Annotated in this window: 15 protein-coding genes; 5 read left to right on the top strand and 10 right to left on the bottom strand. The window is 34.0% G+C overall.

The window, feature by feature from the left end:
- On the top strand, window positions 1-1,104 hold the full coding sequence (locus EV144_RS14760) for a hypothetical protein (RefSeq protein ID WP_134149915.1): 1,104 nt from the start codon (window positions 1-3) through the stop codon (window positions 1,102-1,104).
- 128 nt (window positions 1,105-1,232) lie between these two features.
- On the top strand, window positions 1,233-2,630 hold the full coding sequence (locus EV144_RS14755; protein WP_134149914.1) for an endo-1,4-beta-xylanase: 1,398 nt from the start codon (window positions 1,233-1,235) through the stop codon (window positions 2,628-2,630).
- A gap of 122 nt (window positions 2,631-2,752) precedes the next feature.
- Here EV144_RS14755 and EV144_RS14750 read toward each other — a convergent pair whose 3' ends face one another.
- From EV144_RS14750 to EV144_RS14710, 9 genes are all read right to left on the bottom strand, one after another.
- Complete coding sequence (locus EV144_RS14750; RefSeq protein WP_134149913.1) at window positions 2,753-3,667, bottom strand: family 16 glycosylhydrolase; 915 nt, start codon at window positions 3,665-3,667, stop codon at window positions 2,753-2,755.
- Window positions 3,668-3,933: 266 nt separating this feature from the next.
- A complete protein-coding gene (locus EV144_RS14745; protein ID WP_134149912.1) occupies window positions 3,934-6,624 on the bottom strand; it encodes a glycoside hydrolase family 2 TIM barrel-domain containing protein in 2,691 nt (896 codons plus the stop codon).
- Window positions 6,625-6,981: 357 nt separating this feature from the next.
- Window positions 6,982-7,563: a Crp/Fnr family transcriptional regulator gene (locus EV144_RS14740; RefSeq protein ID WP_134149911.1), complete on the bottom strand. Its 582-nt coding sequence runs from the start codon at window positions 7,561-7,563 to the stop codon at window positions 6,982-6,984.
- A 120-nt stretch (window positions 7,564-7,683) separates the two neighbouring features.
- Window positions 7,684-8,550 carry an alpha/beta fold hydrolase gene (locus EV144_RS14735; protein WP_134149910.1) on the bottom strand — a complete coding sequence of 289 codons (867 nt, stop codon included), beginning with the start codon at window positions 8,548-8,550 and terminating at the stop codon, window positions 7,684-7,686.
- A gap of 110 nt (window positions 8,551-8,660) precedes the next feature.
- Window positions 8,661-9,458, bottom strand: a complete 798-nt coding sequence (locus tag EV144_RS14730; protein WP_134149909.1) for an alpha/beta fold hydrolase — start codon at window positions 9,456-9,458, stop codon at window positions 8,661-8,663.
- A gap of 13 nt (window positions 9,459-9,471) precedes the next feature.
- Complete coding sequence (locus EV144_RS14725) at window positions 9,472-10,287, bottom strand: alpha/beta fold hydrolase (protein WP_134149908.1); 816 nt, start codon at window positions 10,285-10,287, stop codon at window positions 9,472-9,474.
- A 37-nt stretch (window positions 10,288-10,324) separates the two neighbouring features.
- The gene (locus EV144_RS14720) at window positions 10,325-11,098 is read right to left on the bottom strand and encodes an alpha/beta fold hydrolase (protein ID WP_134149907.1); all 774 of its coding nucleotides are present in this window, start codon (window positions 11,096-11,098) and stop codon (window positions 10,325-10,327) included.
- A 266-nt stretch (window positions 11,099-11,364) separates the two neighbouring features.
- Complete coding sequence (locus EV144_RS14715; RefSeq protein WP_134149906.1) at window positions 11,365-11,835, bottom strand: HXXEE domain-containing protein; 471 nt, start codon at window positions 11,833-11,835, stop codon at window positions 11,365-11,367.
- Window positions 11,836-11,900: 65 nt separating this feature from the next.
- Window positions 11,901-12,437: a Crp/Fnr family transcriptional regulator gene (locus EV144_RS14710; protein WP_134149905.1), complete on the bottom strand. Its 537-nt coding sequence runs from the start codon at window positions 12,435-12,437 to the stop codon at window positions 11,901-11,903.
- Between the two features lie 266 nt (window positions 12,438-12,703).
- Here EV144_RS14710 and EV144_RS14705 point away from each other — a divergent pair, with 266 nt between their 5' ends.
- Window positions 12,704-14,164, top strand: a complete 1,461-nt coding sequence (locus EV144_RS14705) for a sialate O-acetylesterase (protein ID WP_134149904.1) — start codon at window positions 12,704-12,706, stop codon at window positions 14,162-14,164.
- Window positions 14,165-14,249: 85 nt separating this feature from the next.
- Here the strand turns inward: EV144_RS14705 and EV144_RS14700 are convergent, their stop codons facing one another.
- On the bottom strand, window positions 14,250-15,884 hold the full coding sequence (locus EV144_RS14700) for an NADP-dependent glyceraldehyde-3-phosphate dehydrogenase (protein WP_134149903.1): 1,635 nt from the start codon (window positions 15,882-15,884) through the stop codon (window positions 14,250-14,252).
- A 309-nt stretch (window positions 15,885-16,193) separates the two neighbouring features.
- Here EV144_RS14700 and EV144_RS14695 point away from each other — a divergent pair, with 309 nt between their 5' ends.
- A complete protein-coding gene (locus EV144_RS14695; RefSeq protein WP_134149902.1) occupies window positions 16,194-16,799 on the top strand; it encodes an NAD(P)-binding domain-containing protein in 606 nt (201 codons plus the stop codon).
- Window positions 16,800-16,913: 114 nt separating this feature from the next.
- Window positions 16,914-17,396 (top strand): hypothetical protein, encoded by a 483-nt coding sequence (locus tag EV144_RS14690; RefSeq protein WP_134149901.1) that lies wholly within the window; start codon window positions 16,914-16,916, stop codon window positions 17,394-17,396.
- Window positions 17,397-17,419 lie beyond the last annotated feature (23 nt).

Raw genomic sequence — 17,419 nt, 5'->3', positions numbered from 1 at the left:
ATGATCAATAAAATAAAATATAGCATTTTAGTTCTTTTGACTCTGGCTGCATTTACAGCTTGTCAAAATGACGATATGGTTACTCCAAATGTAGATGCAATGGTTGCAGAACCGGGAGACTTACTCAATCAGACGTTTCCTTCGACTAAAGTTAGAGTGGAAGGTGAAAATTTAAAAGGATTAAAAAAAATAACACTGGATGATAAAATTGACATCTCTTTTAATCCAAACTATAATTCAGATAAGTCGTTTATTTTTACCATTCCCTTTGATGAAAAATTAGGAAGCAGATTTGGAGTACAGCCTATTACGTTTTTAACGGCGGCTGGTTCGGTAACTAAAAACATCGAAATTTTACAGCCATTACCAACAATTCTAAAAACAATTCCGGCAGTAGCAACTCCGGGATTTCCACTAGAAATTCAAGGTACTTGGTTTTACAACGTTTCTTCGATAACATTAGCAGGAAAAGCAGTCAGTTATTCTGTAAATTCCTCTTCTTCAATCATTATTGGTCTGCCTGCAAATGCAGTCTCTGGATCTGAACTTGTCATTACTACACCGGGAGGAAAAGCAACAAAATCAATAGAATTTGCCACGGTAATTCTTGTGTCTGATTTTGATGGCAATGGTCTAAGAACTTCATGGACTTCTTATGGCGATGTAGATAGTTTTAGCACCAATACTGCAGGCGGTCCAACAGGCAATTATGCAACGTTAGTATGGACTGGCTCAACTGCCAATGGTTATAACGGAAGCAGTGCCGGAGGCGGATCTAATTTCTTAAGTACATCAAATAATGATGCAACAAGAGCTTTTATAGATATTGATGTAAGTGCAAATGTTGTAGGTGCTCAATTTGCCATTCAATTGAATACTATTGATGGTATAAACTATGGCTACAATTTTAAAGTAACTGATGTTAATTGGACCACAAAAACAATATCAATAGCTGATTTTAAAGATAATTATGGTTTTGGAGCAAATTCTGCGGCTACGCTTGATCCTTCTAAAATTAATGAAATTAAAGTTGGAATCGCTCAGGGAGACACACCTAATCCTAGTGCAATAAAATTTGATAATATTAAAATTCGTTACCAATAATTCTTGGTATGCATTTTAAACTTAAAAGAGACTGTGATTAAAGCAGTCTCTTTTATATCCTAATCAATAATCCAGAAAATATAAATAAGAATATTCCCTTAAAAGGATATTCTATAATAAAAAACAGTATGAAAATTAAATTTTTACTAGTGCTCGCGCTGGCAAGCCTCGTCTTTTTTTTAAATGCCTGCTCAAAAGACGATAACGAAACTGCTGCTAATTTAGAAACGCCAATTGCAAACGCCCCAAAAGATGTAAATGATAATGGTTTTAAAGCAAAATGGAATTACGTTTCTAATTCAAAAAGCTATCTCTTAGATGTTTCTACAACCGAAAATTTTGCCTCTTTTGTCCCAAACTACAATGCAAAACCAGTTACCGATTTAAACGAAGTTGTAGTTGGCCTAACCGGAGGTACGAAGTATTATTACAGAGTTAGAGCTAAATCAGATACAGAAATTTCAGATTATTCTAATGTTATTAGCGTGGTAACTACAGGTACAAACGGTATTCCGGAAGATCCAACTTTTTTAAAGGTAAAAGTAAATAAACTCGCAAACCCATTCTTTGTAGGTATGGCAATAAAAGCTTCACAATTAACGAGCGGAAGTCCTTATGATGTTATTTTGAAAAATGAATTTAGCAGTATTTCTGCCGAATACGAAATGAAGATGGATCAAATTTCTACTGCAAGCGGTGTTTACAACTGGACTGTAGCAGATAAAATTGTTGCTTACGGAAATACCAATGGCATCAATGTTCATGGTCATGCTTTGGTATGGCACAATGCGGTGCCGCAATGGTTAAAAGATTTTTCTGGTACCGATGCTGCATTTGCTGCAGAAGTTAAAAAGTACATTACGGATGTTGTTACTCATTATGCAGGAAAAGTAAAGTCCTGGGATGTGGTTAATGAATCTGTAGATGACAATGGCGGCGCTATGAGAAATACTATTTTCTTGCAGCGAATGGGACCAAATTATGTAAAAGATTGTTTTCAATGGGCTAGAAACGCTGCAATTGCAGCAGGTGATACCAATTTATTATTGTTTTATAATGATTATGCGACCTCAACTAATATCCCAAAACAGGATAAAGTTTTTAGTATTGTAGATGACTTAAAAGCAAGTAAACTAATTGATGGTCTTGGTTTCCAGATGCACAACACTTATTTAAGCCCAACCAAAGCTCAAATAGAAACTGATCTTAATAAAGCTGTTGCAAAAGGGCTGAAAATTCATGTTTCGGAATTGGATATACAGGTAAATCAATTTAATGATATATCTACTTTTACCAATGAAAGAAGACTGGCTCAAAAAGAAAAATACAAAGAGATCGTTCAGCTTTATAATGCGCTTCCGGCGGCAAATAAATATGCTTTAACGATTTGGGGAATGAAAGACAACGAATCCTGGATTCCGTACAGCACAGAACTAAATCACACAGGAAATGACTGGCCTTTATTATACGATTCAAATTTTGCTATAAAAAGCGCTCATACAGGATTTTTGGAAGGTTTAAACTAAATGTAAATATTTCTAATAGATATCAAAAACAAAAAACACCACTTTAAAAGGTGGTGTTTTTTTTTTATATCTTATTTTGATAATTTTATTCGATTTTAAATACTTTAATCGTTTGTTATTTGTTAGATAGATCGCTTAGAAACCGAAACATTATCTACCCACATCATAACAGTTGTAAATAAATTTATCTTATTAGGATCTATAAAACTCGAATCATTTGATCCCACATTCATATTTAAAATTATATTATGGTTTTCAAATTTATTTAAATTAAGTTTCGAAACATTGCTGTTAGTATAAGTAGAAACAGTTGTATTATCGACTTTTATAGTTACGGTTACAACGTTGTCTTTCATTTTCCAGTAACATTCGTACAAATGCCATCCATTGTTCGCATTTACATTAAATGTACCCGGATATTGTCGCTCTGCCTGATTTGCCAATTGATTAGCACCCGTGGCTGTGCCATAAAAAAGATTTGATGCAAAACGAGATGCATTTGGCGCAAAAGAATAACCTTCCATAATATCAATTTCTCCATGCGTAGGCCATCCGTTTTCCTGAACAGACCAGAAAGCCGGCCAAGCTCCGTAAGTATCTGTAAATGATCTATAATTAGCTCCGTCCATTGCCAATAATTTAATAGTAGCGGCCAGTACATATTCAGTGTTATTTTCTGGTTTATATTGATAAACAGACTTAACCAATCCCGATTGATATTTAGATGCACTTAGCTTTGAGGTCTTAATTTCCAGGCACCCTTTTCCGTCTCGTAATTGTATTGTAGGAACAGAACTGTTATAATCACAATAATTAGAATTATAATCCGTACGCTGTACCTTTGTCCATTTAGAAAGTGTCGAACCTACATCAAATGTATCTTCAAATTGTTTTACCCAAGAAGATGCAGCTTTTTTATCAGCACTATTATTGGTATTTAAACTCATCTCTTTTTGTTCTTGTCCGGAATTTTCAAAGCATGATGCAAATCCTAAAGCACATGTAAGCGCTAACGTAATTCTACTTAATTTTTTCATGAATTATTTTTTAGCAGTTAGTTTAAAGTTGTAATGCAATGCTGATTTTTGATTCCTTTTAAATTCTAAACTTTTTTTAGAATACATATTCTGAAGTCATTATTTTAAAATCAATTACACATTGAAACACTAAAATTATTTCTGATAAAAATAAGTTTATATGAAAAAACCAGAAAGTAAATTTGGGGCAGTTAATAGCAGAGATGTTGCATTTTCAGCCACACAAGCCTTTAGCTTTGCCCATTGAATCCACTTTTATTTAAAAATTAATAGATTTTCTTTAATTCGATTCCGTTCAAAATGGTTTGTCCGGTTTTTTTTCTGAAATCAACCCTAACTCCTTTTCCATCCTTTACATAGACTGTTGTTTTAATATTGATGGCTTTCTCAGGTTCTAAATAATTATTATTTCCAAAGTTTTCAAGAAATATTTCGTCGTTAATCAAGACATCAAAAGTTCGGAATGCTTTTTCTTCTTTCTCTGTTTTTTCTATAAGATTATATACTAAAGCTTCTCTGGTATTACCCGAAAGAAATTCAGCAAAATAAAGTGTAACTTCATATTTTCCGTCTGGCACATCAAAATTAAAACCTTCAATACCTACTCGCTGCGTTTGGTAAATGGCTTCGTTTTCTGTTCCTTTTATCAATTTATTGGTTCCATAAGGAATTGATGGATTTCCCGGAAGTTTGTACACTTGTCCTCCAACATAACCCCAGCTTCCTTTTTGATAAGGCTGTTCCGGAAGCCAGTTTTGATGTGTTAATTCATCTGTGTATTCTCTTTTATCTCCTAAACTAATTCGGATACTTTCAAAAGGAAGCTTTTTACTTTTTAAATCTGGACCGTAAAGTGTAAAATTAATTAATGCAAAATCTTTTACATTTTCATTTTTAGTAGAAAACGCTTCAACTAAATTTTGTCCATTTTTGTATGGAACTTTAAATATTGCCGAACCTTCTTTTACGATTTGGCTTCCTAAACTTTGTCCGTTTATTTTTAATGTTACTTCTGGTTCGTTTGAAAAAACTTCTAAATTTTCATAATACACACTATCATCTTCAGAACTCAAAGTGCCTGAACGATTGACCCAGTTTTTAGAACCAATGCTCACAACTGGTGTTTTTAATAATCTTGCCTGATAGAAATAATACGCGTCTTTTGGAATTCTGTCCCACGAAACAATTCCCTTATTGTTCATGTGCGGCCAGCTGTCTGCTCTTCCTTCAGAATTAAATTCGACCAGATTCCAAATCGCTCCTCCGGCAACATAATCTAAATTTTGAATCGCATTTAAATAATGTTTATGGTAAAGCATTGCATATTCCATCGATTTATCAAATCTTTCCGGATTGTTAGAACGTATTCTTCTGTCTGCATCTGCGCCATATTCGGTTATAATTAATGGTTTATCCGGCAATACTTTATGGTGTTTTTCCAGAAATGTTTCTAAACCGGAAAATGTACCGCCATACCAGCCAGGGTATAAATTCCACCCAACAATCATTGGAATTTTAGTTAATCCAACTTCATTGTACAAATCAAAACTGCCGTGGCTGGGTATCATAGTGTATCGCGAAGGATCTTCAAGTCGTGTTAAATCTTCGAGTTTTTGCGCCAGCGCGGCAAGATTACGATAATACGTTTTTCTTTCTTCAGATTTTTGATCATATCTTGGGCGTAATAAAATTTCATTCATATAGGCCCAAATAATCACACTTGGATGATTATAGCCTTGACGAATCATTTCTTTTTGCATTTCTAGACTATTGGTTTCAAAAGCAGCTGTTTCAGTAATTCTATTTACTTCAGGAGTTTCCACCATCGCAAGTAAACCTAATCTGTCACAAGCTTCAAGTATTGATGGATCTTGAGGGTAATGTGATACGCGAACAAAATTACCGCCCATATCTTTAATGAGCTGCATATCTTTTTCGGCCAAAGCATCTGGTAAAGCATTTGCAAGATCTTTGTAATCCTGATGACGGTTGGCTCCAATTAATTTCATGGATTTTCCGTTTAGTTTAAAACCTTTGTCTGCACTAAATTCAAACCATCTGAAACCAATTGGTGCCGTAAATAGATCTAACTGTTCTTTGGTTTTCTTATCTGAAATAACAGAAACTGCCTTATACAAATACGGCTGATCAGGTGACCATAATTTTGGATTTTGAATATTCTCCGAAAGTTGTTTAAAGTCGATTTTTGAATTTGGCTTTATCTTTAAATCAGAACTAATATTTGCGACTGCAAGATTATCGGCATCGTATAAAGTTGTGGTAATTTTTAATTGTTTGGGAAGGTTTGATTTGTTCTCAATTTTTCCGGTTATTTGAAATTTTGCATTCTCCGCAGATACATTTGGAGTCGTTACAAAAACACCATCCGAAGCCAGGTTATCCATATCAAAATGAACTTCATTGGCAGCAACCAAATAAACATCTCGATATATACCTCCAAAAAAAGTAAAATCAGCTTCAAGTGGCGGAATATCTTCGTTGAAACTGTTGTCTACTTTTATAACAAGTTCATTTCCTTTTTCAGGATTTTCAAAGTCCAAATAATCATTTACAGGAAAACTAAAAGCGGTATATCCTCCTATATGAGAACCCACTTTTTTTCCGTTGATGTAAACTTCTGTTGTCTGATTTGCACCTTCAAAATAAAGATTAACCGATTTGTTTTTCCAGTCTGGATTCACAAATATTGTTTTCTTATACCAGCCTTCTCCTCTGTAATATCCCCATTGATCGTCCATTACATCCTGTGTATTCCAACTGTGAGGTAAATTTATTTCTTCCCAATTCAGGTTTTTATCTTTTTCTAAATCAACAAGAGTTGTTTTACCCTTATACAGTTTCCAATTTGCATTAATTGACTGCTTTAGTTTTTGCTGGCTGAATCCTGTGTTGAAAAGAAGCAGAATGATAAACAGGATAATTTTTTTTTGAATCATTTTATTTTTATTAATATGGTTTAATCATCTATTAAGCAAATAACCATAAATTGATAATTTAGCTAATAAACACAATGAGTCTTAACTTTATTTATACGAATTTAACTTAACTCACAATAAAAAAACTAATAATTAAGATATAAAGCAAAAATAAAAAAGATTTATAAAGTCTTGTATCTCTTTTTTTATGAATAATAATTCTTTTTCCTTTTTATAGATCAAAAAAAATAACCACCTCATAATTAACTCCTGAGATGGTTTATTTCCATACTGAACTTTAATCGATACTTGAACTTCTTATAAAATAAGTGACTCAAATTATTTGTTGATGTTGCAAAATTAAGCTTCTCTCCAAGATTATTTTTTCGTGAATTCCCTGCGAATTCTACTTAAGGAAGTATCCGTAACATTCAAATAAGACGCTATTTGTTTAAGTTGGGCATGCTGAAAAACTTCTTTATTTGTAGCGATAAGGTTTTCATAACGTGCTTCACCGCTGAGATTTATTAATTCTAAAGCACGTTTTTTATACAAAACATATTCTCTTGCCAGCATCTTAACCCCATAAGCCCTAAACTCCGGAATGGTATGCAGTAATAAATTCAATTGGTCGTAACTTATTGCATATCCTCTGCAGTCTGTAACCGCTTGTATATTTTCCGTAGATGGTGTTTTTAGATAAAATGATGATACTTCAAATACGACGCTGTCTGTTTTATAAAAATTTGTTGTAATCTCATTGCCATTAGTATCATATGTAAAAGCTCTCATAAAACCGCTTTGCAAAAAGAAATAGCGATCGTTTACTTTTCCTTCTTTAAGAAAAAAATCATTTTTAGAAATGGAAATCTCTTCAAAATATTCCACTACATCATCTAAGGTGCGATCCGGAAATGGTAGATTTTTTATAATATAATTTTTTAATCCCTGTTTATCCATTTATTTCATATTTAACATTAGACTTCTGAGAGTATTACAGGCGTGCTGGTGGATGCTGCAAGTTAAATAAAATTCAATTCCAACAACACAATAGCCTGTATTTCCTTTTATAAATTCATTTTAATTAGACAAGAATGTATTTACCTCCTGTGCAAAATCTTTACTGTATTGAAAAATCACCCCATGCCCTGAATCGCTCCAAAGTACCAATTTTGCATTTGGAATATGCTGAAGCATTGTATAGGAATTACTTGAATCTACCATAACATCCTCATTCCCATTAACAATAAGTACAGGCTGCTTTATCGATTTTAGCTGTGTATTATCATTATCTATAGCAGAACCATAATTAATTATCGCTTTAGCCTGACTGGTAATGGTTTCAGGACTACTTGGCATATCCCTGTCATTATCTCTTTGAGCCAGTCTTTCTAAAAAAGCTTCGCCCGCATTAATGCTATTTGGCGTTTTACTAAAAAACAGATTAATCAATACCCTGTCTGGTCCATCTACATAGGCTTTTTGCAAATGTGATTCTAACTGGGCAATCGCTTTTCCTCCTTTAGGACCTGTGCCTGCTAAAATAAGTTTAGAAACAAGTTCAGGATAATCTGCAGCTATTTGCTGTCCTATGAATCCTCCAAGAGAAAATCCTAAAAGGTTAACCTTTGTATAACCTAAAGTGTGAATAAAATCTACAGCATCCTGCGCCATAGCCGAAACATTATCAGGAGTAATTCCTTTAGAGCTTCCCACTCCTCTGTTGTTAAATAATATGACCGGATAGTCAGTAGCAATTGCATCTGTCAGTTGCGGATCCCAGTTGTCCATGTTTCCTGTAAAATGCTGTAAAAATACAACTGGTATGCCTTCCTTTCTACCAAAAGAACGGTATGTAAAATCTACATCATTTACCTTTATAACCTTTGTTGGAGCAGTCTGATGTAAAAATTCTTTTGTTGTAAAAATGTTTTCTTTTGTTTTCATTTAAATTTTAATTTATTTCTTAGTCAGGAACCATAATTTATCTGAATGCATCTTTTAATACTTCTAATGAGTAAATGATTCCTAATTTTAAATTGTTATTTTAATTTTTCTTATTTTGCTTCCAAAGCAATGATTTGAGCCAATACGTGAGAGAACATTATAAAAGGTGTATGACTTGATGGAAGACTGTACAATCTTTCTATATTAGCGTCTTTAGCCATTTTTTGCTGTAGCGTATATCCGATAGTATGGTCATTTAAAGTCATGACAAAAACTTTACTTATTTTTCCAAATTTTCCTTCTGTAAGAGTAACAGGAGTTGCTAATGGTGCTAAAGGTTCTGGCTTTAAATTTTGTGCTACATAATCTGCTACCTGCTTAGGCGCATCGGCAAGGAAAACATCAGCAATACCTTCTTTTTTTATACTTGCAATCCCATTTTTTTCATCAATAATAAGATTTTTACCAACGTGGCTCTCTGCATCCGTTTGAGCAATTGACAACAGGCTTTCTCCATTTTTAGGTACATAAGCCGCAACATAGACTATTTTTTTTATCTGAGGAGCGATCTCTTCCGCTACCTGACTTACAACAATACCACCAAAGCTATGCCCTACTAAAATAACATTTTGTCTGTCTCCAATTGCTTTTTTAACTTCGTCTACATAGAGCTTAAAGCTTATAGCGGAAATTGGTGTATTATCACTCCCATGTCCGGGAAGATTAACAGAAATTACGGAACTTCCTCCTACTGTTAAATCTTCGGTTACATGCTGCCAGTCATTTGACGATGACCATGCTCCATGAACTATAACAATTGTCGCCTCGTTTTTGGTTTTACTGTTTTGTGCGCAGATAGTGACTGCTGAAAATAAAAGTACTGTTACTACAAAAATTAATTTTTTCATGATTATGTGATATTTAGTTATTTGAAATTTCGATAAGAAGTGAGCTAAGAGTATCAGGTTGTGATAAAAATGGACTGTGTCCGGTATTTATTTTATATACAGATTTAACCTCTCCAGCTGTAATCATTTTGTCCTGCAAATAGGGCGACACAACGTGATCTTGTAATGTTTTGATATAAACCTTTTTAACCGATCCAAAATTTGCTGCTGTCACAGTTACAGGAGTTACAAAAGGGATAAGCGGTTCTGTGCGGTAATTTTTTACTACAAGATTTTGAATTTCTAAAGAGCCATCCTGAATAAAAAGATTAGCGATCTGGTCTTGTTTTACATCAATCAGATAATTTACTTTATCAACTATCAGATTACCTTCAATACCCAGCTGTGAATCACGATCCGTATGCGCCAGTTCATCAAGTGTCTGGCCAGAAGCTGGTAAATAGGCAGCGATGTAAACTAGCTTTTCAATTTTTGCAGGTACTGCCTCTGCTACTGAAGAAATAATTATTCCGCCAAGGCTGTGTCCGACTAATATAACTTTGCCATTAACTTTTGAAATGGCATCAATTACTTTTTCTTTATAAAGATCTAATGTTATTGTACTTGGTGAAGTATGGTCATTGCCATGGCCCGGAAGTTCGACAACGATTACCTGATTTCCGTCTTTCTCAAGATTTTCTTTCACCTTCTGCCATACATAAGGAGCTTGCCATGCCCCATGAACAAGAACATAATTAGATTTTTTACTCTGAGCATCATCATTAGAACAAGAGGATAAGATAAAGATACAGGCAACAATGGCCATCTGGATCAATTTGAATTTTTTCATGATCTTGGTTTTAAAATGTTATTAATTTTGAATTTGTTTAGTTTGATTCAAGTTTTATGATAGCCGATAGTATTTCGGGAAAAACTATAAAAGGTGTATGGCTTGATGGAAGTAAATATGTTCTAAGAACCTCGGCATCTGCAACCATTGTTTGTTGCACCGAGTAGCTGATAGTACGATCATTTTGACTATAGATATATGTCTTTTTTACTTTACCGAAATTTGCATCTGTTAAAGTTACAGGAGTAGCTAAAGGAGCCAGAGGTTCAGGTCTTAAATTATTGCTTACATAATCTGCAACCGGTTTTGGTGCATCCGCTAAAAAGACCTCTGTAATAGCTTCTTTTACTATACTGGCAAGTCCTGCTGATTCATCTACAATAAGATTTCTACCTACGTAACTTTCTGAATCAGTTTGTGCTATTGATAGTAAGCTGTCTCCGTTTTTAGGAATAAATGCAGCAACGTAAATTAGTTTTTTTATCTGAGAAGGAATTAGCTCTGCAACCTCACTTACAATGATTCCGCCAAAACTATGACCTACTAGGGTAACATCAGTTTCATTACCAATTGCTTTTAAAACTTCATATACATAAAGCTGTAAACTTATATTCGATACGGGTGTTTGATCATTACCATGACCAGGAAGATTTACTGTTATAAGATTAGTATCTGCTGCATTAAGATAGCCCGCAACATTGTGCCAGTCGTTTGCTGATGACCATGCACCGTGAACTATTACAATAGTGTTTTTACTTTTAGATAATGTGGAATTTAATTCCTGCTGTGCGTTGTTGTTTTCGTTTTTCATAGTATTTATTTGTTTATTACTATGCAAAGAACGTGTGAATAAAAGCCGCGCAACTTGTCTTGAGACAAGTAATGAAAAACGACTGTGATTTTTTTAATTTTTTAAGCCTTTATTCTGAAACGGGTAAAACGGAGATGATATCTTTTTGCTAAAAAGCCAAGAAAATACGGGAGGTTTAGCAAGTATAGGTTAGAATTTTATTCTTTCATAAAAAAAGTCCTAATCGTTGATTAGGACTTTTTTTATTTGTGTTTGTACAAGCTTTGTTACTTTCCCTGTCTGAAAACTGAAAAAATATGATACGCCACTCCGACTGCTGTAAAAACAATTGCTTTGGTTAAAGAAAGATCTCCAGAAGAGATCAATTGAATTCCTCCAATAATAAAAAGTGGAATATAGAATAATACACCCGTAATTACACCAGGTGAATATTTTTTGAGTTTAAGAACTCCCCAAATATGAAAACAAGCATTCATTGCTGCAATAGCACTGACAGCAAACCAAATAGAAATTCCATGATTAGTTTCACCAAAGAAGAGCGGTAAAATACAGGCGTACATCATGAATGTATTAATCCATACAAGATAACCATATTTAATACCACCTGTTGTCGTTTTAGGCGGTACCAATTTTGCGTACCATTCTGAAAAACCACCAGGAAATAAAAATTCTTCCGTTACATGAAACATAATAGCAGCAGGAAGTAAAATTGATAAAGTTGAAAATGAGATTGTCATAATGTATAATTTTTATGCAAAATTACTATGGACGATTCTTCCCTACGATAACAATTGTTAATTAATCACTTTCTATTTCTAATTCTGCTTAATGAAACAGGAGTTATTCCAAGATAAGATGCGATATAGTGTTGTGGAATTCGCTGTATAATTTCCGGAGACTGTCTTCTTAATTCTTGATACCTTTTTTCTGGTTTGTCCTTAATACGGGATAATAATATTTTTTGATAATTTATCAATCGCTCCTGAATGTATTGGTAATAAAACTCTCTTATATGTTCATAAGAATTGAATTTTTCTTTTAGTTCTTCAGTTTTGATACTATATACTATTGACGGCTCGATAGTTTCTATGTTATACCAGCTGAGATCTCCTTTAAGAAGGCTTTCAAAAGAGGAAATAAAATCTCCTTCAAAAAGAAATTGAAAAGTAATTTCTTTTCCATCATCACTATTGAGCCATGCTCTGGCAACTCCTTTTTCGATATAGTAGACATTTTGCGCCATCTTTCCTTCTTGTACAAGAACAGTCTTAGCACTAATTTCTTCCTTCTGAAAAAAGTTTTTTAGATTTGATATGACCGCTTTATTATCTAGTTTCATAGCATAAATATAAGTTTTTTTTCAGTGAAATATTTTAAGCATTCTAAAAGGATAAAATCAAGCCGTTGTTGTCTAAAAAATAATAATTAAACCTCTCAGGATACAACAGGATACAAACAGAACGCTATTTTCTTATTTTTGAAACTATCCATTAAAAGTTAATTAGTTAACTAATAATAATTCTGGATAATAACACCTCCTTCCCATTAACAGAAAAAGGTATCGGATATTTTTTGACATCCGTAACTTTATAGAAACTGAAAAATATGTATTTCAATAAATGGACTCTTCCGTCAATAAGCATTTTATTTCTATATACTTTTAATCTTTTCAGTCAGGTTAACCTTCCGAAAATCCTGGGACACAACATGGTTTTACAGCAGTTAAAAGAAGTACCGATTTGGGGAACTGCCAGTGCTGGCGAAAAAATATCGGTAGATTTTGCCGGGCAAAATAAAACAACGATTGCTGACCATTCTGGTAAATGGATAGTGAAACTAAAACCCATGAAAGCATCTTTTACTCCGCACGAGATGACTATTAAAGGAACCAATACAATTGTTCTTAAAAATATACTGATCGGAGAAGTTTGGCTTTGCTCTGGACAATCAAACATGGAATATGCCATGCGAAAATACAGTAAATTTGAAACCGCTGTAAAAGGATACAAACCGCCGGAAGATGATTTAAATAAGGCAGACAATCCAAATATCCGTATTTTTCTCGACCGTAGAAAATACATGGATCCTAGTCCTGAGCATCTGGGATGGGACAACGCAATGGGAAAACCTTTAGTAGATTTTTCGGCTGTTGGTTACTATTTTGCTAAAGATTTGTATTCAAAATTACATGTGCCCATCGGAATGATTTCAGCGGCAGTGCCGGGCAGCAGAATTGAACCTTGGATTCAAACTTCAAAAATGGAAGTACTTATTCAGATGAAAAATGAAAAAATGCTGGATAAACCCAACACCGATGACGGCAAGCCTGGTAAATTTTATGACACAATGATACAGCCTTTAATTCCTTTTGCTTTGAAGGGCTTTCTTTGGTATCAAGGAGAATCAAGTTGTTTCTTAAACGAAAATATCAGCTATACCTACAAATTTAAAACACTGATAGAAAGCTGGAGAAGTGACTGGAATGACAAAAAAATGCCTTTTTACTTTGTTGAACTTGCTCCTTACTCCTATTCTACCACCAAAGATGAACATCCACATACTACAGAAAGTCTTCCTGAATTTTGGGAAGCACAGGAGCTTGCCTTGCATATAAAAAATACGGGGAGAATTGCCATTACAGATTTAGTCGACAGTATCCCCGATCTCCATCCCGGATACAAATGGGAAGTAGGCCGACGTTTGAGTCTTCTTGCCGCAAACAAAACCTACGGACAAAAGAAAATTGTTTGTTCTGGGCCTGTATATGAAAAAATGAAGACAACCGGACAAAGTATTGTAATTACTTTTAAAAGTATAGGAAGTGGCCTGGCAAGTCGTGACGGAAAACCGCTTAACTGGTTTTGCATAGCCGGAACAGACGGGAAATTTGCACCCGCAAAAGCAGAAATAAAAGGAAATCAAGTAGTTCTTACTGCAGTCGAAGTTCCGCATCCCATTTCCGCACGTTTTGGATGGAACGAAACCGCCAAATCCAATTTCATCAATAAAGAAGGATTTCCAGCAGTTCCTTTTCGTACCGATAATCCTTGGACTAAACTTTTTTAATTAAAATCAGATAAAAATTACTGATATTACTACAACAAAAAAGCGCCATTATCTAGATGGCGCTTCTGTAAAATTTAAATTAATTTTAAAAAATATAATCTGTACTTAAGAAATTGGAGTCGTGATCGTGCACTATTGAATTGAATAATTTCTTATTGGCTTCAGTAGCTTTTGTAGCGACAAGCGAACGTATTGAAAAAGACCTTAAGGCATCTGATATTGACAATGTTCCTTCGGCACTGTCTTTTCTTCCTGTGAATGGAAAAACATCTGGCCCTCTTTGTGACTGACAATTAATATTGACTCTGCTCACTAAATTTACAAATGGATCAATAAGTTTAGAAACTTCGGCCGGATCTTCACTAAAAATACTAACCTGCATTCCATGATTTGCATTAATTTGGTATTGAATTGGCTCCTCAATAGAATCAAAAGGAACTACAGGAATAATTGGCCCAAATTGTTCTTCGTGATACAATGTCATCGTATCATTAACAGGATATACTACCGCCGGAAAAACAAAAGAGTTATTCGTGTAACCGCCATTTTCATTAATAACTTTTGCACCTTTAGCAACTGCATCTTCAATACATTTCTTTAGATAATCTGGTTTATCTACTTCTGGAAGCGGTGTGATTTTTACGTCTTTGTCCCACGGCAGTCCGGGTTTAAGCGCGGCAACGGCATCACTTAACTTCTTCACAAAAGTATCGGCAATCTCTTTTTGTACGAATATAAGTTTTAACGCTGTACATCGCTGTCCATTAAATGACAAAGAACCTAGAAGACACTCGTTTACTGCTACATCAAGATCAGCATGTTTTGTTACTATAGCTGCATTCTTCGCATCAAGACTTAAAATAGAACGAAGTCTATTGGCCTGCGGATGCAGTTTCTTTAAGCCATTAGCCACTTTACTGGATCCAATAAAAGCTAATACATTGACTTTTCCACTTTCCATAAGCGGCGAAATAATCTCAGCACCTCTTCCATAAAGCGTATTTACCGTCCCAGGCGGAAAAGCCTCTTTAAAAGCCTTTAATAACGGGTAATGCGCCAAAACGCCATGTTTAGGAAGTTTAAATAAAATCGTATTTCCCATTATAAGCGCCGGTATTAAAGTGGTGAAAATTTCATTTAACGGATAATTAAATGGTCCCATACTTAGCACAACTCCCAGTGGAGAACGTCTTATTTGTGCCAGAATTCCTTCTGCTTGTTCAAATCTGGAAGATTGTCTGTCTAAATCTTTCAATGCATCAATTGTTGCGTCAATGTATTCAACAGTTCTATCAAATTCCTTCGTAGAATCAGGATTGCTTTTACCAATTTCCCACATCAGCAATTTAATTACAAGATCTCTTTGTTCAATCATGAGACCTACAAATTTCTGCATGCATTTTATTCTGTCTTCAACACTCATAGTCGGCCAAATACCCTGACCATCATCATAGGCCGCAACTGCTGCATTCATGGCTTCTATTGCTTCTTTTGAAGTTGTATGTGGAACCGATCCTAAAAGCCGGCGTTCCAGGCCTGCACTACCGTTTACAAATACAGGAGAAAAAATTTCAGTAACCGGTCCGTTCCATGGCACTATTTCGCCATTGAGAAGATATTCACGCTGGTGAATGACCGGTACATTGTATTGTTCAGGAATTTCACTTTCATTAACGAAAATATTGTCAATAGAAGTTTTTACTGCTTTCAAATTATCCATAGTCTAAATGTGTAAATTATTGAATCTAATAAAGATAACAAATATTACGAATCAAGTTTTGTAATAAAGACTATTTGAGTGTAAAAAATAACATTGAATGCTATATTAATTCTGAAATTCTGAGCAAAGTCATTACAGTGAAAATAAATTATAAACAGGTAGAAATACCTACTCGTATCTTATTCCGTTTTAATAAATTTATATCCAAGATGAATACGGTAATATACTAAAATATAAGTGGTTAAATAAATTCCTATCGACATCATCCTAACAATGTATTAAAATGGAATAAGAATTAATTTCACAGATATGAAAATAGGAATTATAGGAATTGGAAGCTTAACTCTTGAATTGGCACGCAGATCTGCTCAAGCCGGATATGATATTTTAATACACAATCCCCGAGGTAATAGCCTTGTGCAGGAAACCATTGAAAGAATGGAAGCCAATATAGAACTCACAACGATACAAAAGGCTGCTTCTGCGGATATTATACTGCTGTTTATTCCCAAAGATGATCTTGAAACAGTACTTAATGCTTTACCTGATATGACAGGAAAAATAGTGGTTCACTCAAGCAATCTTGTATTTGACCCACAATATTTGCTATCGGGTATTACTAATGCTCTCACTTATAAAATTACTGCCTCTATACTGCCTACTGCGCATGTCGTTAAATTATTTAATCCAATAAAACTGCAGATAAATACTGCTGAATTACACAAAAAAGATGATGAAATCTTTTTTATAGCAGATCATGCAGATTCAAAAAACACTGTAAGAGCTTTTTTAAAAAGCCTGCAATTCCAGCCAATTAATCTTTCAGGATTAGTAATGTCTAATAAAAGAAGATTTGATTTAAAAGAAATTATGGATCCTTTTTCTGCTAACTTATTGAAGAGCTATTTAAATTAAAGCCCAATAAAAAGAGATAATAATTATTTATTGATACAAAATCCAAATGTTATTATGTAACACACTTTCATGAAAAGGAAGTAAATTTGAGATGCTATATTAAAAAATACTATTATGAAAAATCTCTTAATGCTTCTAATCGCTGTGTTTTTTCTTTCATGCCAGCAGAAAGAAAACAAAAACACTTCTACTTCTATCATGGTTTCAGATACAAATCAAACGGAGAAAAGCAAAGTGGTAAGTAAAGAATACAATAAGCAGACAGGCGACACTATCTTTATGAATTTTAAAGATGAAAAAGGCTTTTATACTGCAGAAAGCGCTTTAGATTCTATTCATTCTAAAATATACTTAAAATTTAAAAATGAAGAGCCTGCAGAACTTACAGCAGAAATCGTTCCTGCTGCAGGTAAAGGAAATATTCGTTTTAATCAAATTATTTCTCCCGATAAAAGCTCAGACGGACCTTTTGGAATGGATTTAAAAATTAAGCTCGAGCAAAAAGGAAATTATATTTTGGTTATCGGACATTCACAAATGGCAGATAATCCTTATCAAGGTAAATTCAACGTGAAACTTAAAAATGAAAAAAAGTAATTGATGGAATGGTTGTTTGCTCC

The organism is Flavobacterium sp. 270 (assembly GCF_004368785.1).
Lineage (GTDB): Bacteria > Bacteroidota > Bacteroidia > Flavobacteriales > Flavobacteriaceae > Flavobacterium.
The sequence above is the reverse complement of the archived record's forward strand: the minus strand, read 5'-3'. Positions and strand labels throughout refer to the sequence as shown.